Source organism: Bacterioplanoides pacificum (assembly GCF_042648445.1).
Taxonomy (GTDB): domain Bacteria; phylum Pseudomonadota; class Gammaproteobacteria; order Pseudomonadales; family Oceanobacteraceae; genus Bacterioplanoides; species Bacterioplanoides pacificum.
Genome location: NZ_JBHRYB010000001.1, coordinates 526,174 through 551,857 on the forward strand (window position 1 = coordinate 526,174; position 25,684 = coordinate 551,857).

The window sequence follows — 25,684 nt, forward strand, 5'->3', positions numbered from 1 at the left end:
CTGAAACTCAACCGGAGCCCGTTCGTGTACAAAGACACCTGCCATCGTATTCAATCCCACCCCGATTTTATCGCGCTGGTGGAAAAGCGCCGTCGCTTCGCCTGGCAGTTGTCCGCGGTGGTGCTGACGATGTACGCGGGATTTATTCTGCTGGTGGGCTTTGCTCCGGAGGTATTAGCCACTCCCATTACCAAAGACAGCGTGACTTCCTGGGGGGTACCTATCGGTATTTTTATTATTGTTATGTCATTTTTATTGACCGGGGTATACGTCAAAAAAGCCAATACCGAATTTGATGAAGAAAACCAGCGCATTCTGGAGGAATGCCAGCAATGATGGCTCTGAACTGGCCGGCGATTGTTATGTTTCTGGTGTTTGTGGTGATGACGCTGGCGATCACCTGGTTCTCCAGCCGTCGTACCCGCACGGCGGCAGATTTCTATGCTGCCGGTGGCGGCATCAGCGGTTTTCAGAATGGCTTGGCCATCGCCGGCGATTATATGTCGGCGGCGTCATTTCTGGGGATTTCCGGATTGGTTTATCTGTCTGGTTTTGATGGCCTGATTTATGCCATCGGCTTTCTGGTGGGCTGGCCGCTGATTTTATTCCTGATCGCCGAACGGTTACGTAATCTCGGGCGTTTCACCTTTGCCGATGTGGCATCTTACCGGCTGGGACAACGCCAGATCCGTACTCTGGCCGCCGTGGGATCCCTGTGTGTGGTACTGCTTTACCTGATTGCCCAGATGGTGGGTTCAGGCAAGTTAATTCAGCTGTTATTTGGCCTGCCTTACCACTATGCCGTGCTGCTGGTGGGTTTGCTGATGGTGTTGTATGTGACATTCGGGGGGATGCTGGCAACCACCTGGGTGCAGATTATTAAAGCCGTGTTGTTGTTGTCCGGGGCCAGCTTTATGGCCTTTATGGTATTGCTGGCGGTCGGTTTTGATTTAGGCGAATTATTTCGTCGGGCGACCGAGGTTCATCCACGCGGACTAGAGATCATGGCCCCTGGCGGTTTATTACAGGAGCCGCTATCGGCGATCAGTTTAGCTGTGGCCCTGGTGTTTGGTACCGCCGGTTTGCCGCATATTCTGATGCGCTTTTTTACGGTGGCGGATGCCAAAGACGCACGTACCTCCGTGTTTTATGCCACCGGCCTGATTGGTTATTTTTATATCCTGACGTTTATTATCGGCTTCGGTGCGATTGTGCTGGTCTCTACTGACGGTCGTTTCCTGAGTGCCGCCGGCGAGCTGATCGGTGGAGATAATATGGCGGCTGTTCATCTGGCGGAAGCCGTTGGCGGCAGTGCCTTTCTCGGATTTATCTCGGCGGTGGCATTCGCCACCATTCTGGCGGTGGTGTCGGGGTTAACTCTGGCCGGAGCATCCGCGGTGTCACACGATTTATACGCTAATGTTTTTCGCCCGGGAGCCAGTGACGCGGACGAAGTCCGGGTATCGCGTATCACCACGCTGGGGTTAGGTGTACTGGCTGTTGTACTGGGCATCGTGTTTGAACATCAGAATATCGCTTTTATGGTGGGGCTGGCGTTTGCTATCGCTGCCAGTGCCAACTTCCCGGTATTGTTTTTATCTATGTACTGGCGCCGCTTAACGACCCGGGGGGCCATGATTGGTGGCTGGCTTGGCTTGCTCACGGCGGTTGTACTGGTGATCTGTGGTCCGGTAGTCTGGGTTGAGGTTCTGGGAAATACCGAGGCGTTATTTCCGTATAAATACCCGGCCTTGTTTTCGATCACGGTGGCCTTTATTGCGATTGGTTATTTTTCACTGTCGGACCGCTCGGAACAGGGCGAGCACGAACGCCAGCAGTTCGATCAGCAGTTGGTGCGCTCGCAAACCGGCCTGGGGGCCAGCACTGCCAGCCGTCATTAACAGGACAGCTGGCGCTTGCGCTAATCAGCAGGAGGCAATTTATGTCTGTTCAGATCAACCTGAATCAGCCGCCCTTCAGTTTTCTCGATGATACGCAGCTGGACTGGCTGACCAGTCGTCTTGATCTGGTGTTCTACCCGGCCGGCGCCGTTATTCTGAATGAAGGGGATGCCAGCCCGGGCCTGTTTATTATTTATAAAGGGGTAGTGGAAGAAAGTGACCAGAGTGGTGAGCAGGTTTTTTCTCAGTATGGCCGGGAAGATATTTTTGATGTCAGAGCTGTGCTGGAGTCACGTTGTAAACACAAATATACCGCGATCGAAGAAACCCTGTGTTATTTGCTTAAGGCGAAAGACTTTATCCGCCTGATCGAAACCTCCGACGATTTTTCTATTTATTTCAAAACCGACTTAGGCACCCGGCAGTCGCTGGTCGAACAACGTGATAACTCGGTATCGGAATTTATTCTTGCCCGTATTGATGAAGACACCATCCGGCCGCCGGTGTATGTCAATGGCCAGACCAACCTGGCGCGGGTTGCTACGTTAATGCACGAACAGAAATACGATGCCGTACTGGTACGCAGTGGTCATGAGACCGGCATAGTAACGGGCACTGATTTATTAAAAGCGACCCTGATGGCGGATAAAGGTAAGCAGGATAAAGTGGCTGATGTTGCTCAGTTCCGGCTGATTGAGGTCGAATACGGCGATTTCCTGTTTGGTGCTTTATTAAAAATGACTCAGCATCAGATCGAACGGGTGGTGGTGAAACGCGACGGCGAGATTGTTGGTCTGCTGGAGCTAATGGACATGCTCAGTCTGTTTTCCACCCACTCGCACGTTATAGCAATGCGTATAGAACAGGCTAAGAACCAGCAGGAACTGGTGGTGGCGGCCAAGCGGCTTGATACTCTGATCGAAAGCCTGGCCGGCCAGGGAGTACATGTGTCGGCCATTATGGAGCTGATAACCACACTGAATCGTCGTCTGATTCAGCGTGCCTTTGAAATTATTTTCCCTCAGCGTTTGCGCAACAGTGTTTGTATTCTGGTACTGGGCAGTGAAGGGCGGGGAGAACAGATCCTGAAAACCGATCAGGACAATGCCATTATTTTAAAGAATGAACATGACCGTGAAGCGGTCAAACCGCTGCTGCAGCAATTGCACCAGGCATTACTGGACTTTGGCTACCCGCCCTGTCCGGGTGGGGTGATGTTTATTAATGACAGCTGGATTGAAACCACCGAAGGCTGGCAGGCCCGGGTTGGCCGCTGGATTGAAGCCAGCACACCGGACGCTATGATGAATATGGCAATATTTATGGATGCCGAACCAATCTGCGGTGATGCCCAGTTATTTTATCCGGTTAAAGCCAGCTGGCAGGGTGAGGATTTGCGGACCAGCCTGGCGTTAGTCTGGTTTGCCAAACAAGCGCTGCAATTTGAAACACCATTGACCTTCCTGGGAAAAATCCGCGAAGACCATGGCAAGGTCGATATTAAAAAAGGCGGAATTTTTCCGTTGGTGCATGGCGTCCGGTCGCTGGCGTTTGAACATGCGGTGGATGAATGTAATACCTTAAAACGGCTGGAAATATTGCAACACAAAGGTGTGCTGGAAGAAGACGTCGCACAGGGGTTACGTGATGCGTTGTTGTTCTTTATTCGCTTACGACTGCGTCAGCAGCTGGAGCGGGAGGGTGAAAACCGTGGTTTGAGTCAGCAGCTGGAGCTGGATAAGCTGCGCAGTGTTGATCGCAGTTTGTTACGCCATGCGTTTCACCGGGTAAAAAAATTCAAGCAGCAGTTGTTTGTCCATTTCCACATGGAGAACTTTTAATGCTGCCACGCTGGCTGAAACGTCATATTCCCGGCTATTTGCCGCCGGAAGGACGCTGGAAACATCTGGCGGAACGTTATGACGGTGATGAAATTGTGGTGCTCGATTGTGAAACCAGCTGCTTCGACAAAAAAAAAGGTGAATTGCTGAGTGTTGCTGCGGTGCGGGTAAAAGGCAGTCAGATTCTGTTGTCGTCGGCACTGGAACTGACCATCAATTCAGATGCCGTAACCGACCCCGATTCTGTGCGGATACATTATTTACGCCGGGAAGATCGTACACAGGGGGTTGCGTTGGCGGAAGCCATTGAAAAGGTACTGGATTTTGTTGGCAATCGGCCGATTTGTGGCTTTTATATCGAATACGACGAAGCCATTCTGAACCGCTATATCAAACAGCTGTATAACTTTCACTTGCCCAATCGCTTTATTGAAGTTTCTGAGTTGTATGCCCGCCAGAAGCGTCGGCATATTCCGGAAATGGCGCTTGATCTGACTTTTGAAGGACTGGCTAACGATCTGAAAGTGCCGGTCATCGAGCGTCACACGGCGATGGGGGATGTGATCTCCACGGCGCTGATGTTGATCAAACTGACCGAATTCGGCAAAACCCGTCGCTGACTTTTGGCAGGGAATGTCAAAAGTTTTGCCGGATGGGTCAATCTGTTATTGCCTGGCTGCGGGATACTTTGCAGCATAACAATAACAGGAGAAAACGATGGAAGATCTGATTCGTGCGCTGGCTTTTATCCTTGGCGCTGATTGGATTTGATAAAGACTGGATTCTGATCGCTATTGAGACCAATCTATTTTATCAGTTTTTGGTGGCGTATTCATTATCTGGGATAAAATATTTGGTACCTTCCGGGATGAATCACAAGCCGGGGAAATTAAATACGGTGTTACCCGAGTGCCCGAAAAGCCACTGAATCCATTTTATATTCAGCTGTATGAAATGGTGGCCATGCTGAAGGATATCTGGCGTTATAAAGATCTGCGGATTTTGTATAAGCACCCTGACTGGGTTATGGAAAAATACCGGCAATAACAGCGCTGATAAATAACCCCGCAACGCGGGGTTATTTAAGCGGCTGTTCTAGCCTGAGTGCGCAGCGATTAAGCGGCTGGCTTGGTGATCAGCTCTTCAATGATGGTGTTCATTTCAGATGGCATCTGAGCCAGAACCGCATCTTCAGACAGCGTCAGATCTTTTTCGATGTAGGAAACAATCTTTTTGCTTTCCAGGTCAAATACACCACCAAAGGCCGTTACTTTTTTCACGAATGGCAGTTGCATGCCAGATGCTGAATCGACGTGCAGTACAATAACGTATTTAAAATCGTAGTTAGGGTCTTTAATCGCTCCCAGCGATTTTAATTTACCGGTCAGAGTTTTCATCTGTTCTTCCAGCTCAGTTGCGTATTTCGCCGCAGAACCGGTCATGTCCATTTTGTCATTCTGAACCTGGCGACGCATGTTCTCGCCCAGTGTCCAGGACAGGTTGCCCACCATGCTGTACAGCTGCTGACCGGAAATAACAGAGGCTCCGTATTTACCTACCGCACCGGAAGAAATTGCCAGGCCAACTTCGGTTGTATCACCCGGAACACCGTGCAGAGAAATCGGGAAAATTAATGCCGGCTGAGCGCTGTTGACTGCCAGAGGAAATTCCTGATTCGCATCACGTTTAACGGTTGAAGAGCTGCAACCACTCAGGGCGACAGTAAAGAAAACCGCAGAAACAGCAGTTAATAAAGCACGCATTTTCATTTTTAATATCCTTTTAATGAGATTTAGCGGGCGGCGAGATTACCAATGAGAACGGTATTTGGCCAAAATTATCTCAGTAAAAAAGTAATAAATGGTACTAAGTTATTATTCGGATAAAAGTAAAAAGGTGTGGTTAAACGCAAGCCGGAGCATAAAAAAACGGAGGTGAAAACCTCCGTTTTTTATCTGCCTGTTGTGCTGCGGGGTTAATTAGCCCAGTTGCAGTGTTTCGAGTGTCTGTTTACGAACACTCTCCAGCAGTGTTGCATCGTCGACCAGCGACTGACCATAAGACGGAATCAGCTTTTTCAGCTCCTTATCCCAGCCCTGAGCCATTTTATCGGCGAAACATTTTTCCAGCACTTCAATCATCGCCTGCGCCGCGACTGAGGCACCTGGTGAGGCACCGAGCAGGGCGGCTATGCTGCCGTCCTCAGAGGCAACCAGTTCGGTGCCGAATTCCAGCTTACCTTTACCTTCGGCATCTTTTTTGATGATCTGTACCCGCTGGCCGGCCTGGGCCAGGCTCCAGTCACTGTCGTTACAGGATGGGAAATACTGACGCAAAGAGGCAACCCGCTCACTGTGAGACTGGCGCACTTCGTTGATCAGATATTTAGTGAGATCCATATTATTGATACCGACTGACATCATCGGCAGCAGATTGGACGGGCTGACGGATTTCAGCAGATCCAGCTTGGAACCTTTTTTCAGGAAGCGCATGGTAAAACCGGCGAACGGGCCGAATAATAACGCTGGCTCGCCATTAATAATGCGGGTGTCCAGATGCGGAACTGACATCGGCGGCGCACCAATGGCGGCTTTGCCGTACACTTTGGCGTGGTGTTGCTGCACGATTTCCGGGTCTTTGCATACCAGCCACTGGCCGCTGACCGGGAAGCCACCATAACCGTCGGCTTCCGGAATACCCGATGCCTGCAATAATGGCAGAGCGCCACCCCCGGCACCCAGGAAGACAAACTTAGCCTGAACGATGCGTGGCTTTTCACCTTTCATGCTGTCCAGTTCGATCAGCCAGCCGTCGTCCAGCTTTTTAAAACTGTCGACTTCGTAATTCAGGATCAGGTCGAAGTTATCGCTTTGTTCCAGCTGGCTTACCATATTGCGGGTCAGCGAACCAAAATCGACATCCGCACCGTAATGTACCCGGGTGGCGGCTACTTTTTCATTGGCGTCACGGCCTTCCATCACCAGTGGCATCCACTGACGTAAGACGTCAGGGTCGTCACTGAATTCCATATCTCTGAATAAATGGTGGGCGCTGAGTTTTTCGTAACGTTCGCGCAGGAAGGCGACGTTGTCTTCGCCCCAGACAAAACTCAGGTGTGGAGTGGTGTTAATAAAGTTGGAGGGTTGTGGCAGACCACCGTCGCCAACCAGTGTGCTCCATAACTGCAGTGAAATTTCGAAGTTGGCGTTGATGGTCAGCGCCCGTTCAATTTCGACGCCGTTATCACCCTGAGGGGTGTAGTTCAGTTCGCAATAACCGGCGTGGCCGGTGCCGGCATTGTTCCAGCCATCGGTACTTTCGTGCGCAACGTGATCGAGACGCTCGACCATCGCCATGGTCAGAGATGGATCCAGGCGTTTCAGCAGGGTGCCGAGCGTCGCGCTCATCACACCACCACCGACCAGGAGAACATCGACTTGTTGAATAGTCATACGGTTTCGCCTTTAACTAAAATCAAAATCTGGTGCGTTTTGTTGCGCCTCACGGGTTGGCTTGTGGCCGGATCATCGTGTGAGCACGCGAAAGTCGAGGTGTTATACACAGGCCGCCAGTGACTGACAATGAATATGCGGCCCAGTGCTACTAATGTATATTCAGCACCGTCGTCCTTCAGAATAGCCTGCATTTTCCGGGTGAGGGTCAATCAGACTGATGCAATCCTTCCGCCACTTTCCCGGAAAACCGGGCAGCGTTATATCACTCAGGCGGGATCGGGCCAGCGGCTCGATACAGGAAGAGAACGGAGCGCTGCTGGCGGGAAATCACCGTGTCGATGAGGTGGAACCGGGGTGATTTCTGGGCGCGTATTTTAGGGTGAAAGCCCTTATAGGTCAATCAGTTAGCCTGCTGTAAAGCAGTGTTCCAGAGAAACGAGTAACTGCGGATAACAGCTTGATGATCATCTGTGACCCGCAGGCTGATGTCAGCTCAGTACTTTTTGCCAGAACAACGCACTGCCCATCTGCGGATCCAGTTCGTAGCCATCGAAACCGCTGTTGCGATAACTGGCCTGGGCGGCACTATTGCCCTGCAGCACTTCTAATGTCAGTTTGCAGCAGCCACGCTGACGGGCCACGTCTTCAACCCGTGCCATCATCAGGCCGGCGATACCCTGGCCACGTAAGCCATCGACTACCACAACATCGTGAATATTAATCAGCGGTTTGCATTTAAAGGTGGAAAAACCGGGTAGGGCATTGATCAGGCCAACGGCTTTTTCCTGCTGCAGAGCCAGCACGGTAAAAGCACCGTCAACGCCGGCCAGGCCAGTGGCGATATTGTCGAGAATGGCATCCGGTAACGCTTCGCCGCCCCCCATCGGGTCGCGCGCATAATGATCCATCAGCTGGCTGATCGCCGCCTGGTGCCGGGCATTGTGATAATCGGCAATGATAATGTCGGTTTGCATAAAAATTCTCTTTACAACGGGATTATTGATCGCCGATAAAACCACCGGTCTGGTGGGCCCAGAGTTGAGCATAAATACCATTTTGTGCCAGCAGTTGCTGATGGCTGCCCTGTTCCACAATACGGCCCTGATCCATCACAATTAAGCGGTCCATCGCGGCGATGGTGGACAGCCGGTGGGCAATGGCAATCACGGTTTTGTTTTCCATCAGGCGATACAGACTTTGCTGAATGGCCGCTTCCACTTCGGAGTCGAGGGCGGACGTGGCTTCATCCAGGATCAGAATGGGCGCATCTTTTAACAACACCCGGGCAATGGCGATGCGCTGGCGTTGTCCGCCAGACAGTTTCACACCGCGTTCACCAACCTGAGCATCCAGCCCGGTGTTGCCCATCGGGTCGTGTAACTCGCGGATAAAATCGCCGGCTTCGGCTTTTTCTATGGCATCCCAGAGTTCGGCGTCGCTGGCATCCGGGCGTCCGTATAGAATGTTCTCGCGTACCGAGCGGTGTAATAATGAGGTGTCCTGAGTCACCATGCCAATCTGAGCGCGCAGGCTGTCCTGGGTGACGTCACGAATATTCTGCCCATCGATCAGAATATCGCCCTGATTAATATCGTAAAACCGCAACAGCAGGTTAACCAGGGTTGATTTGCCGGCACCGGAACGGCCCACCAGGCCAACTTTCTCGCCGGCTTTGATCGTCAGATCGAGTTGTTCAAAGACCTGTTTGTTCTGGCTGTCATCGTTGCCCTGATAATAAAAACCGACCTTGTTCAGTGCGATTTCTCCCTGCTTAATCTGCAGTTGCTGAGCATCCGGGCGGTCGGTAATTTGTTGCGGTTGCGACAGCGTATTCATGCCATCTGCGACGGTGCCGATGTTTTCGAATAAGGAGCCGACTTCCCACATAATCCACTGCGCCATGCCGTTAATCCGTAACGCCAGGCTGATGGCAATGGCGATGGCGCCGACGCTGATTGCACTGTCGGCCCACAGCCAGATAGAAATAGCGGCTACCGCAAAGGCTAATAAATAGTTAATCACATTGACCGTAACATTCAGCCCGGTGGCCAGCCGCATCTGACGGTAAACGGTATCCATAAAACCCTGCATGCTGTCGCGGGCGTAATCGGCTTCACGCCGGGTATGAGCAAATAATTTGACCGTCTGAATATTGGTATAAGAGTCGACGACCCGGCCGGTCATGGTCGAGCGGGCATCAGCCTGGTCGGTCGCAACCCGTTTCAGTCGTGGCACAAAATACATCTGTGTAACGATATAAAGACCCAGCCAGACCAGCATGGGTAATACCAGGCGCACATCGGCACTCGCCACTACCGCCAATACCGAGCCGAAATACACCAGGATATAAACCATAACATCCAACAGCTTCATCACGGTCTCTCGCACGGATAATGCGGTTTGCATCACTTTGGTTGCCAGCCGGCCGGCAAAATCATCCTGATAAAAAGTCATGCTCTGGTTCAGTAAATAGCGATGCCCAAGCCAGCGGATTTTCATTGGATAATTGCCTAACAACGTCTGATGGACCAGCAGGGCGTGTAATAACACCACCAGCGGCAGAGCCACCACCACCATCACGGCCATCCACAATAATTGTTCGCCTTCTTCGCTGAACAGGGTTTGTGGATCTTTATCCACCAGCCAGTCGACCAGCTGCCCCATAAAACTGAACAGCGACACTTCCAGAATGGCCAGCAGTGCCGTTAGCAGCGACATCAGCCCCAGCGGGATTTCCAGGCCCCGAGTGTAGTGGCGGCAGAAAGCAAACAGCCCTTTGGGAGGTTGGCTCGGATGTTCTGGCGGGAAGGGATTAATAAATCTTTCGAACAGTCGCAGCATGGGGGAGTAATAACACTATCAAAAAACCCACACCCTAACGGAGAACGCTGAAAAATGTAAGCCAGGGTCTGGCCATGGCAGGCAGACCCAGGGGGATTTATCTGGAACAGTGTTTACCGGGCGGTGGCAGACAGTTCCAGCCGGTAGGAAGGACCCCCTCTGGCCAGCCAGAAGGGGCTTAAAAGATCAGATACGGAACGACTGCAGGCTGCTTGGCAGGCTGTTGGGCAGAGGTGCCGGGTTGTTGTGAGCAACCAGATGTAACAGCTGAGTATTAGCCAGTGGCTCAAGGCTGGTGATATGATTGTTATCTGTATACAGCTTCTGCAGTTTTTTCAGCGTTTGCACGCCATCCAGATTCTCCAGCTGATTGTATGCGACCCCCAGTTCGTGCAGATTACTCAGCGATGTCAGAGCATCCAGGTGTTGCAGCTGATTGTGGGCCAGCGATAACGAGCGTAACTGTTGCAGGTGTGCCAGCGGTTCTAAATCGTGGATCTGATTATTGGTCAGGTTGAGTACCGCCAGCTGGTGGAACTGTTGCAGGCCGGACAAATCGCTGATGCCAGCGTCGGTGCATTCCAGAATCTGCAGTTGTTCCGTGTACTGTACGCCAGTGTCAGCAACACATTGCTGCAGGGCCGGGTCCTGAATCTGTTTGAGGTTGACGGCCGCGGTGTTGCCAGGCGTCGCCGGAGTCGCGCTGTCCGGAGTCGGTTTGTTTGTCTGAGACTGGCCTGATTCACTGGTGCCACCACAGGCGGTGAGCAGCAGAGATGCCAGTAACATCAGTCCACCGTTAACGATTGAAGACTGCATGAGAAGTAACCAGGTTATTATTTTTGTACTTCAGTGCAGACTACCACAATGTCAAAACGAAGCCCAGTCGCAGATGTTTTCAGCGAAGTTGATCTAACTGCCTGATTTATATGGGTTAAGCGCTATGAGGCCGGTGTTGGCCAGTAGTGAAAAATGTAAATGGAACGTAAGACACTATGCTCGATATTAATCAACTGATGGTCTTTATCCGGGTGGTCGATGAAGGTAGCTTCACCGCCGCCGGCAAATCACTGGGGATGCCCAAATCGCGGGTCAGCCGAATGGTGTCGGATCTGGAGGCCAGTCTCGGTGCCCGTTTGTTACAGCGTACTACCCGCCAGCTGAGTCTGACTGAAGTCGGCAATGAATATTACAATCGTTGTCGCCATCTGATTCGCGAGATTCTCGAGGCGCATCAGATCATCTCTGACCGCGAGCTGGCACCGAATGGCGTGTTGCGCATTGTTGTGCCTATGATTGCCGGCAGTGGTGCCATGGGCCATTATCTGACCCGCTATCAGGCCCGTTATCCGGATGTGCGGATTGAAGTGGTCCATACCGAGCGGCCGGTGAACATGATTCAGGAAGGTTTTGATCTGGGCTTCTTTATCGGTGACTTACCGGACTCTTCTCTGATCGCCCGATTGCTGACGGAATCTGATTCTCTGTTATGTGCCAGCCCGGCTTATCTGCAGCAACATGGCCGGCCCTCACACCCGAGGGATCTGGCAAATCTGCATTGCGTTAAGTTGGGGGAAGGCATGCAGCCGGTTAATTATGAGCTGATTCACGCTGAAAGCGGTGAGGTCTGCAGTGTCAAAGTGGAACCCAATATCGTGACAAACCTGATGGCGGGCACGATGAACAGCATCGTGAACGGCGCCGGTATTGGCCGTATTCCTTATTTGGTTGCCGGTGACTCGATTCTGAATGGTGATCTGGTGCCGCTGTTCAGTGACTGGCAGGTGCGTCCGGAACCCATTTCGCTGGCTTACCCATCACGCCATTACCTGCCGAAGAAGGTACGGATGTTTATCGATTTTATGGTGCATGAAGTGGAAGAGCTGAACCGTCTGCTGGATGCGCTGCCAACCCCGGAAGAGCAGTTATCGGCCTTTAATAAACTGGTACGTCCGACCCAGCCGTTATAACTCCTCTGGTGTTCCTGTAAGCGCCTGCTAATCTGACAAGACAGGCTGTTAGAGGGTATGCCATTGGCCAGTATTGCTCTTTATTGGCGGGCAATGGACGCCAGTCAGGAACCGTGTTTACAGACGCTGGTGGACAGCGGGTTGTTTGATTGTGCCAGCGAACATAAGGCAGATATCTGCATTTATGGGCTGGCAGCCACTCAGGTGGTGTTCCGCCAGGACGCTCTGGTGGTGGCTGAACAAACCGACCTCAAACAGATAAACCCCGCCATTGATTTCTGCCTGCCCGCGCATGCCGGCCCGGCGTTATTGCGCCATGTGCTGCAGCAGGCCAGCCGCCAGATTCAGCTTAAACGGCAACTGCAACAGCAGCAGGCCCAGCAACAACAGCTAACTGATATTGGCCTGGCGTTGTCGGCCGAACAGGATCATCACAAGTTGCTGCAGCAGATTCTCAGTGCCGCCCGGCACTTTGGCCAGTGTGATGCGGCGTCGATTTTTCTGGTCGACGATAGCAATAACCCGGCTCAGCTGGTGTTTAAACTGACCCAGAACGACTCGCTGGCGATCAACTTCACCGAGCAACACTTCCCGTTGGATGACACCTCACTGGCGGGTCATTGTGTGTTGTCCGGTGAAACCCTGAATCTGGAAGATGCCTACCAGATACCGTCACAACTGGGGCTGCACTTTAACCGTGAATTTGATCAGCGTACCGGTTATCGCACCCGTTCTATGCTGGTGATTCCGATGCGTGGCCACGAAGGCCGCATCATTGGTGTGATCCAGTTTATTAATCGTAAACGTCATGACGTTGCTTTAACGTCTGCAGAACTGACCCTCTGCCATACACAGGCGTTTGATGAAACTATGCTGCCGACGCTGCACAGCCTGGTGAGCCAGGCGGCGGTCGCGATTGAAAACAACCTGTTACTGGAGCGTATTCATCAGCTGTTTGAAGGGTTTGTCAGTGCCTCTGTACGGGCAATCGAGCAGCGCGACCCAACCACCAGTGGCCATTCGTTCCGGGTTGCAGAGCTGACCAGCGCACTGGCCGAAGCGGCACATCAGCATAATCAGGGCGAGCTGCAGGCATTACGTTTCAGTCACAAGCAATTGCGCGAACTGCGTTATGCTGCGTTATTACACGATTTTGGTAAAGTCGGCGTGCGCGAACATGTTCTGGTTAAATCAAAAAAACTCACGCCGCTGCAGACCATTAAATTTCAGTACCGGCTGGCATTGCAGCGGGAACATATCCGCAGCCGCTATCTGCGCCGGCAACTGATGTTGCAGCAGTTGCATCAGCTGGACGCAGACGCCGAGCAGCAACTGCACGATGACGAACAACAGGAGCTGGCCCGGCTGGAACAGATCCGTGAACTGGTGGAAGCTGCTAATGAGCCCAGTGTACTGGACGAGGAAACCTTGCAGCATCTCGGTCAACTGCGTGATACCCGGTTTATCGATCTGGGAGACGAACCCGGCCCCTTGTTCAGTGAGCAGGAATTTCTTGCGCTGGCGGTTAAACGCGGCAGCCTTACCGAAGGTGAACGCAGTGAGATTGAAAATCACGTCACTCACACCATTCGTTTTTTACAAACCATTCCCTGGACCGCGGAATTACAGAATATCCCCATCATCGCCGGAGCCCATCACGAAAAGCTCGACGGCAGTGGTTACCCTAATCAGCTCAGTGCTGATGCCATTCCGCCGGGGGCGCGGATCATGACCATCTGCGATATTTTTGATGCGTTAACCGCTTCCGATCGTCCTTATAAACCGGCACTGCCGGTCAGCCGGGCGCTGGATATTCTCGGTTATGATGCCAGTGCCGGGAAAATAGATTTGCCGCTATACCAGCTGTTCTGCCGCTTGTCTCACAGCCACATCATCGCCTCATTAAAAAACCTCTGACACAAAGGGTTACTGAGCAAACCCTTTTCTGTAATCCAGCTGTCACAATTCAGAAACATACTGCCCGCCATTAACGTGTGGGTCGTGGTTGGCCCGCCTGAATCCTGGTATTCCTTTAGGGGGTCAAATGAAACCGAATCGACTGTGGCTTGCAGTAGCATCGTCATTGATGGCTTCGCAGTTAATGGCTGGCGAAGCAGTTTTTTATGTTACCGAAGAAGGTGAAGCGGTACGTGACCTGGCCGTTAGTGTGAACGGCCAGAAAAAGCTGGTGGGTAAATCCGGTTTTGTTTCGTTTACGGTGGACGGCGGTTCACACACGGTTGAATTATCCAAATATGGTGAGTTCTGGGGCGAGTTTGATTTTGAAACCGCCAACGCCGATCAGAATGCTGAAATTCAGGTAGAGATGATTGGTGGTGAAGCCCTGCCGGAAGTCAATGTGTATACCCCGGGTAATGAAGAGGTGGTCGCTCTGGGTCAGATATCCGGCTACCTGATGTCGGATGATACCGGTGGTGCGATTGCTGGTGCCCGGGTATCGGTTGAGGGGACAGAGCAAGGTGTTGTCACCGATGAAGACGGTTTCTTCAGCTTCGAATTAGCGCGTGGCGAATACAACTTATTAATTGCCGATCCGAATTATGGCCAGCGTGATGTTTCTGCTGTGCGGGTCATGGCCAACGTCAATACCGGCGTTAATCTGAATATGAGTCTTGATGGTGAAGGCGTCATTGAAGAAGTGGTGGCAGTTGGTTCGTATATTCCATCGACAGCGACCGCTCAGGAGCGTGATTCATCAGCAGTGCTGGATTCAATTGGGTCAGAGCAGATGGCACGTTTTGGTGATTCAAGCGCCGCATCCGCACTTAAACGAGTAGCGGGTGTATCGGTTATCGGTGGGCAATTTGCAGTGGTGCGCGGCCTGCAGGGACGTTATTTGTCATCCACACTGAATGGCAGTCTGATGCCAAGCACAGATCCAATGCGCCGCGATGTTCCTCTGGATCTTTTTCCTGCAAGTGTGCTGGGTGGTATTGATATTCAAAAAAGCTACACGCCCGACTTACCGGGTGATACCACCGGTGGTGCGATCAGGATGACAACCAAAGAACTGCCAGATGGTCGGGTTAATAAACTCAAAATTACGACTGGTTTAAATACCCGAACGACAGGCAGTGAAGTTTCGTCCTACCGGGGTGGTGGTTCTGATTTTCTCGGCTTTGATGATGGTGATCGGGAGCTGCCTGGTGTAGTTGATTCAGCAACGAATAATGGCCAGAGCCCTATCAATGTCTGTAATGATCCATCTCTGTGTTTTTCGCAGGCAGAAGCAGCTGACTTAGGTAAAGCGTTTAGCAATAACTATAATGAAAGACCAGAAACTGCAGGCCCTGACCTGGGTTTGTCATATGCTTATGGTGATCTGGTTGAAATGGAGGAGCGTGATCTGGGTTATTACGGCGCTCTGCAGTACAGTGATAAAACCCGTGCCCGTCACGATGCACGAGAAGGTAATTTCGAATACGAACGAACCAAAAGAAACGTTGATGTTTCTGGTTATTTTGTGATTGGTACTGAAGATTCAGAAGGTAATACTTACCTGAGTAAAACGACATTGCTCCGAAAATCTGATGATACCTCAAAAGTTAAAAAAGGTGAGGATAATGAAGGCACTGAAATTGAAGAATACTCCTTTCAGTGGGTAGAGCGGCAGTTTTTATCTCAGCAATTTAGCGGCGAGCATTTTATTGGCGAAAATCATGGGTTGGACTGGCGCATGGGATACTCTCAAACATCACGTTATGAGCCCGATCGTCGTTCATATCAATATCGCGATGGGATTATCTTTCCATCCACACTTGAGCGTCGGTTCTCTGACTTGAGCGAAAATAGCCTTGATTTTGGCTTGGATTATACTTTTGATTATTTTGTGAATGATTCTGTTTCAATGAAACTGAAGGCAGGAACATTAATCTCCCAGAAAGACCGTACAGTTGAGCTGGCTCGCTTCGGGATTCGTCAATCTGGTAATGTCAATGGTGATCTGGAATCTGTTATGACTCCCGATAACTTTGACAGTGGTATTGTTACCTTACAGGTGAATACCACGAAAACGGACTCTTATGATGCCAAAGACTCAATGACAGCATTTTATGCTATGTCTGAGATAGATTTGATGGGAGGTGAATACACGGTTCTTGCTGGTGCGAGATATGAAGATGCAAGTCAGGAACTCAGTTACCCGAATTTCAGTGGTAGTGATAATACGCTGGATTCCAGTGATGTTCTTCCGGTTATCAATGTTACCTGGCGTGCTAACGAAGAATTGCAGTTCCGGGCTGGCGTTAGTCAGACCTTGTCCCGACCTGGCATTACCGAGCGTTCCGATTCGCAACAATATGACCCGGAAACAGATGATGAAATATTTGGTAACCCTGATCTGGAAATATCCAAAATATCGAATATCGATTTTCGTGCGGAATATTACTTTTCAGAAAACGAAAGTATAAGTTTGGCGCTATTCAATAAATCAATTGACTCACCTATTGAGAAGACTGTTCCTGATGGTTCCGGTTCTGCTCTGGATGGTTTTACTTACCAGAACGCAGATTCTGCTGATCTGAATGGCCTTGAATTTGATTTTCGTATGAATGTTATCGATATGGTGGATTACTCTGGTTTTATTTCGGGTAACATTGCCTGGGTTGATTCGGAAGTAACACTAACTGGTCGCGCAGCCGAACTGGAGCTGGAATCGAGCCGTAAACTACAGGGGCAATCAGAGTACCTGGCTAATATTCAGATTGGACTGGATGAATTTTCAACCGGACAGTCTATTACCTTGCTATCTAATTATGCCGGTGAGCGAATTGATAAAGTAACGCGGGCTGCGAAGCCTGTGATGGAAGATGGACGGATTACTGTTGATCTGGTTTATAAATGGGAGTCCGAGGAAGATATTACAGTCAGTGCAAAAGTTAAAAATCTGACTGACTCAAAAGTATCTTACTCTCAGGATGGAAAGGAACTTGAGTCCTATTATAATGGAACAGAAATTTCAGCGTCGTTAGAAATGCGTTTCTGAAATTATTAAGCTCCTTTATTAAAAACCCGAAAGCAAAAGCTTTCGGGTTTTTCTTTTTATGTAATCTAACTGTCATCTGACTGTTAAATAATAAGCCCCGTAATGAATTTATAAACTCACTTCATTCATTTAGAGGATATTGGAATGAATCTGAATAAATCGCTGTTGGCAATTGCTGTTACTTCTGCTCTGGTTGGTTGTGGTAGCGACGATGACAACAATAACGACACCAGCAAAGGCGGCTCTTCTGCCAGCTTTGTAACCTGTAATGATGCAACTAACGTATGTACCCTTGATGGTGTTATCGACCGCGATTATACGCTGACTGCTGACAAAGAATGGCGTCTGGTTGGTTTCACTACCGTCGGTACTGGTGGTAAGCGCGTTGAAACTGCAGCTGATGTTGCAGCAGTGAAAGCAGCAGGTGTCACTCTGACTATTGAACCAGGTGTGCATGTTAAAGCACTGGGTACCGGCGCACTGATGGTTACCCGTGGTTCCAAGCTGATCGCTGACGGTAAAAAATCCGATGGCACAATTGATCCGATCACTTTTTCTTCTGCTCAGGATGAAAACTTCGACGGCGAAGGTGAATGGGGTGGTGTAATTGTTCAGGGTTTTGCTCCTCAGGTTGGTCCGGGCGAACCTCGTGAAGTTATTTCCTGCGGTGACGTTGTATGTAACGTGAAAGGCGAAGGTGGTGCTGAAATCGGTAACTACGGCGGTACTGATGCAGCAGATAACAGTGGTGTTATCCGTTATGTTCGTATTGCTGAGGGCGGTAAGGTTGCTGGTCCAAACAACGAAATTAACGGCTTAACTCTGCAGGGTGTTGGTCACGGTACTACGGTTGAATATGTTCAGGTTCACAATAACCTGGATGACGGCATTGAGTGGTTTGGCGGTACAGTTAACGTTAAGTATGCTGTATTGACCGGTAACGACGACGATGATCTGGATTTTGACGAAGGTTATCAGGGTAACATTCAGCACGTACTGATTCGCAAGAATCCAACCAAGTCTGGCCCAACCGGTTCAAACGACCCTCGTGGTATCGAAGGTAACAGTGACCTGGAACTGGCTCCGACTGAGGAAGATCCGAACGGTGCTGTTAAAACGACTAATGCTGCAATTGCTAACGTAACGATTATCGGTTCCGAAGTTAGTAACAATGCTGAGTCTAAGAAAGGTCAGCAACCAGGCGTTAAGCTGCGTGGTATGGTGAATACCACTCTGGATAAAGTAGCCGTTAGCAACTTCGTTAAAGGTTGCCTGGAAGTTAAAAATTCGCAGGAAGTGAACGTTAAAGTATCTAATGTATTGTGTGATACGGTAGCACTGAAGAACGATGCTCCTCAGGAAGGTCAGGTTACTATGATCGATGCTGCTGATATGGCGTTCTCTGAAAGCTGGGCTATTACTAACCCGGAAGCTGCGCTGAACACTTCAGCTGCGATTGACGCCGTTGATAATGGTTCGAACTTTACATTTGATCCTACCGATTACATTGGTGCCGTTAAGCCTGGTACGGCTAAAGCCGATGCCTGGTACAATGGCTGGATCATCCCAGGTTCTCTGGATCAGGTTGCAGCAGCGGCTGAAGCCAAATAATTCAGACTGTCTGAGTTAATATCGACGCCCTGGCCACGTTTGTGGTCAGGGCTTTTTTATGCCTTCGATTTACCCTCCTTGCTGCTGATTTACAGCTGTCATATATCTGAAATCCAACTGTCATGTCACATAAGTGTCACAGAGTTGCAGTATTGTGCGCACTGAAATTTGGGGACCTGACCGTAAGCTTTTTCCCAGGCAAAGGCAGGCAAATACAGTTAGAACAGGTAAAGAATTATGCCTACGCAACTGCGAACTCGTAACATTCTGGCGACCGTGATTGGTGCCACTGTTTTAAATGGAGTTCTGGCATTTGGCGCAACCGCAGCCAACGTTGACAGCGCTCTGGACAAAGGTGTTAAGCGTGTTAACAAGGCACAAGAGTCTCAGCAAAAAATCGACAATATTGATACCAGTATTCGTTCCAGTGAGCGCGAATACCGCGCTCTGGTAAAAGAAGTTGAAGGCCTGAATGTGTACGTTGAGCAGCTCAACAAGCAGCTGGATGCCCAGCAGAAAGAGCTGACTTCGATTGAACAGAGCATCAAAAAAGTGACGCTGGTTGAGCGTCAGATTACACCGTTAATGCTGCGCATGATCGATGCAGTGGATCAGTTTGTGCGTGCTGACGTTCCTTTCCTGAAAGACGAACGCGCTGAGCGTGTTGAAAAGCTGAAGCGCATGATGGGTCGCAGCGACGTTACCATCGCGGAAAAATACCGCAAGGTGATGGAAGCGTATCAGGCCGAAATCGATTATGGCCGCACCATCGAATCTTACCGTGGCACGCTGGAAAGCAACGGCAACAGCCGTGAGGTGGATTTCCTGCGTGTTGGCCGTATTGCCCTGATGTATCAGTCGCTGGACGGCCAGGAACTGGGTGTCTGGAATGTGGCCGATAAGTCCTGGCAACCACTGGACCCGGCCTATAAGAGCAAGCTGATGGCAGGCATCCGTATTGCCCGCGAACAGGCTGCACCCGATCTGATTAAGGTGCCGGTTGCTGCACCCATGGCTGCGAATTAAGGGGAAAGTAACATGAAAATTAAAGCCTTATTATTATCCGCCGCTCTGGCATTTTCAGCGGCCCCGGCTACTCAGGCCGCAGAGCAGGTTTCGGTTGATGAACTGCTGAATCTGGTGAAGCAGGGCCAGGCCCGTGACGATAAAGAATTCAAGCAGCGTCTGAGCCGTTTTAATCGCTCTAAAGCAGAACAGCAACGTATGGTTGCAGACATGTCTGCAGAGCGTACTCGTCTGGAAAACTTAAGTGCTGAAAAAGAGCAGCAGTTTCAGCAGAACGAAACCGAAGTGGCTGAAGCTCAGCAACGTCTGACCAACCGCCTGGGTTCGTTAAAAGAATTATTCGGTGTACTGCAACAGGTCGCCGGTGATACCAAAGCGGTATTTGAAGGTTCAGTGGTTTCCAGTGAATTACCGGGTCGTACCGAGTTTCTGACCGACTTAATTAAAACCGCGGGTTCATCTTCTGAGTTGCCATCGATTGAAGAGCTGGAGCGTCTGTGGTTTGAAATGCAGCGCGAAGCCACGTTCTCTGGCCGTATTGCTCAATATAACGCTGACGTTGTACTGCCGTCCGGTGAAACCGTTAAACAAGACGTGATCCGTGTGGGTGGTTTTAATGTGGTCGCGGCAGGTAATTACCTTAACTGGGATCTGCAATCTGCCCGTCTGGTGGAGCTGGATAAGCAACCGGGCTCGCGTTACACCACTCCTGCGACTGAACTTGAAGGTGCCAGCGGTAATCAGCTGACGGGGTTCTGGATTGATCCGTCCCGTGGTCAGTTGCTGAAAATTATGGGGCAGTCTCCGGAACTGGCTGACCGTGTTGATCAGGGTGGTGTGGTTGGTTACATCATTCTGGTGCTGGCGGTGATCGGTGTGTTGCTGGCGGTATGGCGCATGATCGTGCTGTATGTCGAGCGCGCCCGAGTTTACAAACAAATGGAGTCTGACAGCGCCAACGAAAACAATGCGTTAGGTCGTGTGATGGCGGTGTTCCAGGCGAATCAGAATGCGGATACCGAAACACTGGAACTGCACCTGGGTGAAGCCATCGCCGCTGAAGTACCACGTCTGACCCGCGCTATCGGCTGGATCAAAATTATCTCTGTCGTTGCGCCGCTGCTGGGTCTGCTGGGTACGGTTACCGGTATGATCGATGTCTTTGAAACCATGTCGCTGTTCGGTACCGGTGATCCGAAATTAATGGCCGGGGGTATTTCTCAGGCACTGATGACCACCGTACTGGGTCTGGTGGCTGCTATTCCGTGTGTATTCCTGCATACCTTAACCAATAACCGCTCACGTGAGCTGATGATGATTCTGGAAGAGCGCGCTACCGGTATTCTGGCGCGCCAGTCTGAACAGCAAACGTCTGCAAAAGCAGCGTAATAACGGATTGGTGAGATAGATGTTGTTAGATTTGTACGAACCGGTCTATCTGTTTATGGAGCGTGGAGGCGGTGTTCTCTACGGCATCTTCGGACTGATCTTTATTCTGTGGTTGCTGGTACTGGAGCGGGTGGTGTTTTTCACTTTTGTGCATCGCGCTGATGTGAAACAAGCCGTTGCAGAGTGGGAGGCACGTGCCGAGCGTACTTCCTGGTATGCGCATCAGATCCGTCAGGATCTGATTGCCAGGCTCAGCAGTGACCTGAGTGCCAATATGACCACCATCAAAATGGCCATTGGCCTGGCGCCGCTATTCGGTTTATTAGGCACAGTGACCGGCATGATCGAAGTATTTGATGTGATGGCTTTTTTAGGAAATGGCAGTCCGAAAGCGATGGCTTCCGGTATTTCCAAAGCAACGATTCCGACCATGGCTGGCATGGTGGGCGCGTTAACCGGGGTGTTTGCCCAGTCGTTATTAGAGCGTTATATCAAGCGTGAAAAAATTCACCTTGAAGACCAGCTAACTTTTGACCATTAAGTAAAGGGAGCTACCTGGGTTGCTGCTACAGCGTTAAAAATTTTTCCGAAATGCTCGCTTACAACAGTAAGCTCCGCTTTTTCAGAATTTTCGCTTTGTATCAACGGCCTCGGAAACGCTCCTTAAACAAAGGTAGTAGGCACTGAATTAGAAGTGCTTAATAAAGAGAATGAAATTATGAGACGTGGTTTTTCAAACATTGCTCAGGAAGCCGAAGATGGCGAAATCGACATCACGCCAATGCTGGACGTGGTATTTATTATGCTGATCTTCTTTATCGTGACTGCTTCGTTCGTAAAAGAAACCGGCATTGAAGTGAATCGTCCGGATGCCAGCACGGCTCAGTCAAAACCGCGCGCCAATATCCTGATTGCGATTAACGATATTGGTGAAATCTGGATTGATAAACGTCGTATCGATGAATCTCAGGTGCGCGCCAATATCGAACGTTTACGCGCCGAAAACCCGCAGGGTTCGGTCGTTATCCAGGCCGACGAAGAAGCAAAAACGGCTAAGTTAGTTGCGGTAATGGATGCGGCCCGTGCCGCGGGTGTGTACGACGTATCGTTGTCGACGGAGGCGCGCTGATATGTCTGGAGAAATGTCGGCGAAAGTCATGCATTCCTCGCTGCTACGTTTTGCTGCAGCGCTGGCGGTTGCCGGCGTGGCCACCTTCGCAGTGTTCTGGGTAATGCAGAGTCTGATCAGCAGTGGTGGCTCGGTACTGAACGAGCAGGACTTCGGCCGGATAGAAAGTTTCGTTATGCAAAAGCCTGACGATGACATTCAGACCAAAGAACGTAAACCCCAGAAGCCGCCGGCTCCGCCGCAGGAACCACCGAAGCCGGATATGCCAAAGCCGGATCTGGCTCAGGCATCAACGGATGGTTTTGATATCGGCGGGTTTGATATTGGCGCGGATTTAAATGTCGATGCCGGTTTGGGAGGTGGCTCCGGCGATGGTGAATACCTGCCGATTGTGAAGGTGGCACCCAGTTATCCACGGCGCGCCGCGCAGCGCGGTATCGAAGGTTATGTGGTGGTCGAATTTACCGTATCGAAACTGGGTACGGTGATTAATCCGGTGGTTATTGAAGCAAATCCGGCGAATATCTTTAACCGTGCTGCATTAAGTGCAGCCAAGAAATTCAAATACAAGCCGAAAATAGAAAATGGCAAAGCCATCGAAGTTCCCGGTGTGCGTAACATTATCCGTTTTGAGCTTGATAAAAGCAGCAAAAGGTAACAGGAGGCCCCTATGAAATTTCCCGTTGCTGGTAAAACACTGTTGGCGGCATTAACCACAGCGCTGGTATTAACGTTCGCGACGGCGATGCCGGTGTCCCAGGTGCAGGCTGCTGAAACTGAGCAAGCCGAGAAGCGCAGCGAAAAAACGAAAAAGCGTCGGGTGCGCCGGGCTCAGACTCTGCGGCCACAGATTTTCAAGAAGCTGGATGCTGCCCGGGCGTTAGCCGATGAAAAGAAATACACCGAGGCGCTGGAAGAGTTACAGGCACTGGAGAAGCGTAAGCGTAATAGCTATGAAAAAGCGATGACGCATAATATGTACGCTTATGTGTATTTTAATCAGGAAAATTATGATGCGGCGATCAGTGCTTATGAGAAGGTCGTCGGTTTCAAAAAAATCCCGGAAAGTCTGGAACAGGGCACGCTGTACAGTCTGGCAAAGCTGCAGTTGATGCAGGAGCGTTACGCTGAGGCATTAACACCTCTGAATCAGTGGTTTGAGCTGGTCGAAAAACCGGGCGCTGAGGCTCATATTCTGCGCGCTCAGATTTATTTCCAGCTGGAGCAGTTTCAGCAGGCGTTGCCGGATGTTAAAGCCGCGATCGCTCAGGTAAAAGCGCAGGGCAATAACCCGCGTGAAAACTGGCTGATGCTGGAACGCGCAGTGTATTACCAGAACAAAGATTTTAATAATCTGGCGCGTTGTTTACAGGATCTGGCGACCCTGTATCCGAAATCACAATACTGGGTACAGTTGGCGGCGGTTTACAGTGAACTTGGTCAGCCATTAAAAGAATTATCCGCTCTGGAAGCGGCTCACGAGCAGGGGCTGCTGAATAAAGAAAATGAACTGGTGAACCTGGCTCAGGCTTTATTAGCTCAGGAAGTGCCTTATAAGGCGGCAAACATTCTTGCTGAAGGTATGAAGTCAGAACAGATTGAGGTGAATGCCCGAAACCTGTCGCTGTTAGGTGATGCCTGGATGATTGCCAAAGAATACGACAACGCCATTAAGGTGATGTCGCAGGCAGCCAGGATGTCGGGTAAAGGCAAAGACTTTTATAAGTTGGCACAGATCCATACTGAACGTCAGGAATGGACCCTGGCGCTGAACAATGTCGATGCAGCGCTGCAGGATAGCGACTTTAACAAACAGGCCGATGCTCAGATTCTGCGTGGTCTGGTGTTGTTTAATCTGGATAATCTGGCGGATGCCCAGGGGGCATTTGAAGCCGCAGCTGAGTTTAAGTCGTCAGAGAAGATGGCGGCTCAGTGGCTGGCGTACATCGAGGGTGAACGTAAACGCCGGGAGTATATGGCGGGTACCTTGTAAGGCAGGTAAGCGCCGCTTTTAACCCCGGTTATGCCAGTCTGAACCGGGGTTTTTTTATGCGTTTGCGGCATGCGCTGTGTCTGAACAGTCTTTTTTGTGATCTGTAACACGCAGATTGACCTATCTTTACTTCTGTGTCAGTAACTATTGAGAGAGTTGTAGGTAAACTGATCCATCCTGCTACATCAGCGGGACACCAGTTTTACAACAGAAGAGACGGAACAATGGGTTTAAAAGAAAAGCAATGGAAACGCTCTATCGAAGAGCAATATGTAACTGAGTTCAAACAGGATGTTAAAGCCATTCTGGGTGCTGAGCCGGAAGTCAGTGTTGATTGGGACAGCTTCGCCAGTGCTGACGAAATTATGTACATCCCAACCTACGCCCTGGACCGGGTCAAATCAGCCTTCCGTGTGCTGGCAGAAGATCAGGACGCTAAGGAAGAAATTGTTGCCCAGATCAAAACGCTGCAGCTGAACAACCTGGCGGATAACGCCGAAGAAAACAAAGCGATGCGCATTGCAGACGGTGTTTTCACTCTGGAAGTGGGCTTTGGCGGTAATCACGCTTGTGTCTTTAACGACCTGGCCATTCGCGAATTCCTGGAAAACAACCTGTAACCGGGCCGCTGGCACGGAATTCAGTGCGGTTATGATGGCGCTCCCTGGGGCGCCATTTTTTTGTGCTTAATAACCCACCGCTGTCAGCCAAAGCGGAAGCTGGACGCGGTAATGGCGCCCATCAGATCCTGCTGCCGGTAAACCCGCTTAACGCTTGATTCCTGTGCGGCGCCGGCGGCGACAAACAGCGGTACCAGATGATCCTCGCGCGGGTGGCAGATACGTGCTGCAGGTGCCTGTTGCCAGTGCTGTAACGCCTGCAGGCGCTGTGCACCACTGAGCTGCAGGGTCTGGTATAACCACTGATCAAACTGTTGCGACGGCTCACGACCGTCGCCACCAAAGCGGCGCAGGTTGTGATAACTCAACCCTGATGCCACGATTAACACCCCCTGATCGCGCAGTGGTGCCAGTGCCTGGCCCAGCGCAATGTGTTCGCCAACATCGTAGTGGCTGCGGATCGACAGCTGATACAGTGGCATATCGGCAGCCGGATACATCAGGCTCATGGGCACGAAACAGCCGTGATCAAATCCCCGTTGTGAGTCTTCACTGACCGGCAAACCCGCATCGCGGATCAGTTGCAGTGTCTGTTGTGCGAGTTGTGGCGCACCGGGCGCGGGGTAGTCGACCTCATAGGTGTGCGGCGGAAAGTTGTAGTAGTCGTACAACATGGCTGGGCGCGCATGGCTCATTACCTGATAGGCGTCGGCGCTTTCCCAGTGGGCTGACACCATTAGTACCGCTTGTGGAGCGTGTGGCAGCTCAGCTGGCATGGCGCTCAGCGAGTCTGCTAACGGATGATGATTGGCTGCCATGGTGTCAATCCAGGGCCAGGGGCCACCGCCGTGAGAGATAAAATAACTGGGTAAACGCATTGCCTGTAACTCCGGGCCTGACTGA

Annotated in this window: 22 protein-coding genes; 16 read left to right on the plus strand and 6 right to left on the minus strand. The window is 50.8% G+C overall.

The features are described 5' to 3' along the window. The first annotated feature begins 24 nt into the window (after nt 1-24). From ACFOMG_RS02355 to ACFOMG_RS02375, 5 genes are all read left to right on the plus strand, one after another. Nucleotides 25-336 carry a DUF485 domain-containing protein gene (locus tag ACFOMG_RS02355; protein WP_376864527.1) on the plus strand — a complete coding sequence of 104 codons (312 nt, stop codon included), beginning with the start codon at nt 25-27 and terminating at the stop codon, nt 334-336. Beyond that, nucleotides 333-1,901, plus strand: coding sequence for a cation acetate symporter (locus tag ACFOMG_RS02360; RefSeq protein ID WP_376864528.1), 1,569 nt, complete (start codon nt 333-335; stop codon nt 1,899-1,901). Before ACFOMG_RS02355 ends, ACFOMG_RS02360 begins: the two co-directional genes overlap by 4 nt. Nucleotides 1,902-1,942: 41 nt before the next feature. After that, complete coding sequence (locus tag ACFOMG_RS02365; RefSeq protein ID WP_376864530.1) at nt 1,943-3,742, plus strand: DUF294 nucleotidyltransferase-like domain-containing protein; 1,800 nt, start codon at nt 1,943-1,945, stop codon at nt 3,740-3,742. Then, nucleotides 3,742-4,362: a 3'-5' exonuclease gene (locus ACFOMG_RS02370; RefSeq protein WP_376864531.1), complete on the plus strand. Its 621-nt coding sequence runs from the start codon at nt 3,742-3,744 to the stop codon at nt 4,360-4,362. The genes ACFOMG_RS02365 and ACFOMG_RS02370 overlap by 1 nt, the downstream gene beginning before the upstream one ends. A gap of 289 nt (nt 4,363-4,651) precedes the next feature. Next, on the plus strand, nt 4,652-4,789 hold the full coding sequence (locus ACFOMG_RS02375; RefSeq protein ID WP_376864533.1) for a hypothetical protein: 138 nt from the start codon (nt 4,652-4,654) through the stop codon (nt 4,787-4,789). Between the two features lie 68 nt (nt 4,790-4,857). Here the strand turns inward: ACFOMG_RS02375 and ACFOMG_RS02380 are convergent, their stop codons facing one another. From ACFOMG_RS02380 to ACFOMG_RS02400, 5 genes are all read right to left on the minus strand, one after another. Beyond that, a complete protein-coding gene (locus ACFOMG_RS02380; RefSeq protein WP_376864535.1) occupies nt 4,858-5,511 on the minus strand; it encodes a hypothetical protein in 654 nt (217 codons plus the stop codon). Between the two features lie 210 nt (nt 5,512-5,721). Next, nucleotides 5,722-7,194, minus strand: coding sequence for a malate dehydrogenase (quinone) (gene mqo, locus ACFOMG_RS02385; RefSeq protein ID WP_376864537.1), 1,473 nt, complete (start codon nt 7,192-7,194; stop codon nt 5,722-5,724). A 491-nt stretch (nt 7,195-7,685) separates the two neighbouring features. Further along, nucleotides 7,686-8,171, minus strand: coding sequence for a GNAT family N-acetyltransferase (locus tag ACFOMG_RS02390; RefSeq protein WP_376864538.1), 486 nt, complete (start codon nt 8,169-8,171; stop codon nt 7,686-7,688). A gap of 22 nt (nt 8,172-8,193) precedes the next feature. Next, nucleotides 8,194-10,038 (minus strand): ABC transporter ATP-binding protein, encoded by a 1,845-nt coding sequence (locus ACFOMG_RS02395; RefSeq protein WP_376864541.1) that lies wholly within the window; start codon nt 10,036-10,038, stop codon nt 8,194-8,196. 186 nt (nt 10,039-10,224) lie between these two features. Continuing rightward, complete coding sequence (locus tag ACFOMG_RS02400) at nt 10,225-10,857, minus strand: leucine-rich repeat domain-containing protein (RefSeq protein WP_376864542.1); 633 nt, start codon at nt 10,855-10,857, stop codon at nt 10,225-10,227. Nucleotides 10,858-11,033: 176 nt separating this feature from the next. Between ACFOMG_RS02400 and ACFOMG_RS02405 the strand changes: the two genes are divergently transcribed. From ACFOMG_RS02405 to ACFOMG_RS02455, 11 genes are all read left to right on the plus strand, one after another. Next, entirely contained in the window at nt 11,034-12,008 is a 975-nt protein-coding gene (locus ACFOMG_RS02405) for a LysR family transcriptional regulator (protein ID WP_376864543.1), read from the plus strand. Between the two features lie 57 nt (nt 12,009-12,065). After that, nucleotides 12,066-13,925: a GAF and HD-GYP domain-containing protein gene (locus tag ACFOMG_RS02410; protein ID WP_376864545.1), complete on the plus strand. Its 1,860-nt coding sequence runs from the start codon at nt 12,066-12,068 to the stop codon at nt 13,923-13,925. A gap of 127 nt (nt 13,926-14,052) precedes the next feature. Next, nucleotides 14,053-17,013 (plus strand): TonB-dependent receptor, encoded by a 2,961-nt coding sequence (locus ACFOMG_RS02415; protein ID WP_376864546.1) that lies wholly within the window; start codon nt 14,053-14,055, stop codon nt 17,011-17,013. 144 nt (nt 17,014-17,157) lie between these two features. Continuing rightward, entirely contained in the window at nt 17,158-18,624 is a 1,467-nt protein-coding gene (locus ACFOMG_RS02420; RefSeq protein WP_376864547.1) for a hypothetical protein, read from the plus strand. A gap of 237 nt (nt 18,625-18,861) precedes the next feature. Further along, entirely contained in the window at nt 18,862-19,650 is a 789-nt protein-coding gene (locus ACFOMG_RS02425) for a DUF3450 domain-containing protein (protein ID WP_376864549.1), read from the plus strand. A 12-nt stretch (nt 19,651-19,662) separates the two neighbouring features. Beyond that, on the plus strand, nt 19,663-21,039 hold the full coding sequence (locus ACFOMG_RS02430; RefSeq protein ID WP_376864550.1) for a MotA/TolQ/ExbB proton channel family protein: 1,377 nt from the start codon (nt 19,663-19,665) through the stop codon (nt 21,037-21,039). A 19-nt stretch (nt 21,040-21,058) separates the two neighbouring features. Beyond that, complete coding sequence (locus ACFOMG_RS02435; RefSeq protein ID WP_376864552.1) at nt 21,059-21,580, plus strand: MotA/TolQ/ExbB proton channel family protein; 522 nt, start codon at nt 21,059-21,061, stop codon at nt 21,578-21,580. 177 nt (nt 21,581-21,757) lie between these two features. Continuing rightward, on the plus strand, nt 21,758-22,168 hold the full coding sequence (locus ACFOMG_RS02440) for an ExbD/TolR family protein (RefSeq protein WP_376864553.1): 411 nt from the start codon (nt 21,758-21,760) through the stop codon (nt 22,166-22,168). Between the two features lies 1 nt (nt 22,169). Continuing rightward, entirely contained in the window at nt 22,170-22,826 is a 657-nt protein-coding gene (locus ACFOMG_RS02445; protein ID WP_376864554.1) for an energy transducer TonB, read from the plus strand. A gap of 12 nt (nt 22,827-22,838) precedes the next feature. Continuing rightward, entirely contained in the window at nt 22,839-24,161 is a 1,323-nt protein-coding gene (locus tag ACFOMG_RS02450; RefSeq protein ID WP_376864555.1) for a tetratricopeptide repeat protein, read from the plus strand. Between the two features lie 224 nt (nt 24,162-24,385). Continuing rightward, nucleotides 24,386-24,781 (plus strand): hypothetical protein, encoded by a 396-nt coding sequence (locus ACFOMG_RS02455; RefSeq protein WP_376864556.1) that lies wholly within the window; start codon nt 24,386-24,388, stop codon nt 24,779-24,781. Nucleotides 24,782-24,864: 83 nt separating this feature from the next. Here ACFOMG_RS02455 and ACFOMG_RS02460 read toward each other — a convergent pair whose 3' ends face one another. Next, nucleotides 24,865-25,659 (minus strand): DODA-type extradiol aromatic ring-opening family dioxygenase, encoded by a 795-nt coding sequence (locus tag ACFOMG_RS02460; RefSeq protein ID WP_376864558.1) that lies wholly within the window; start codon nt 25,657-25,659, stop codon nt 24,865-24,867. Nucleotides 25,660-25,684: the final 25 nt, after the last annotated feature.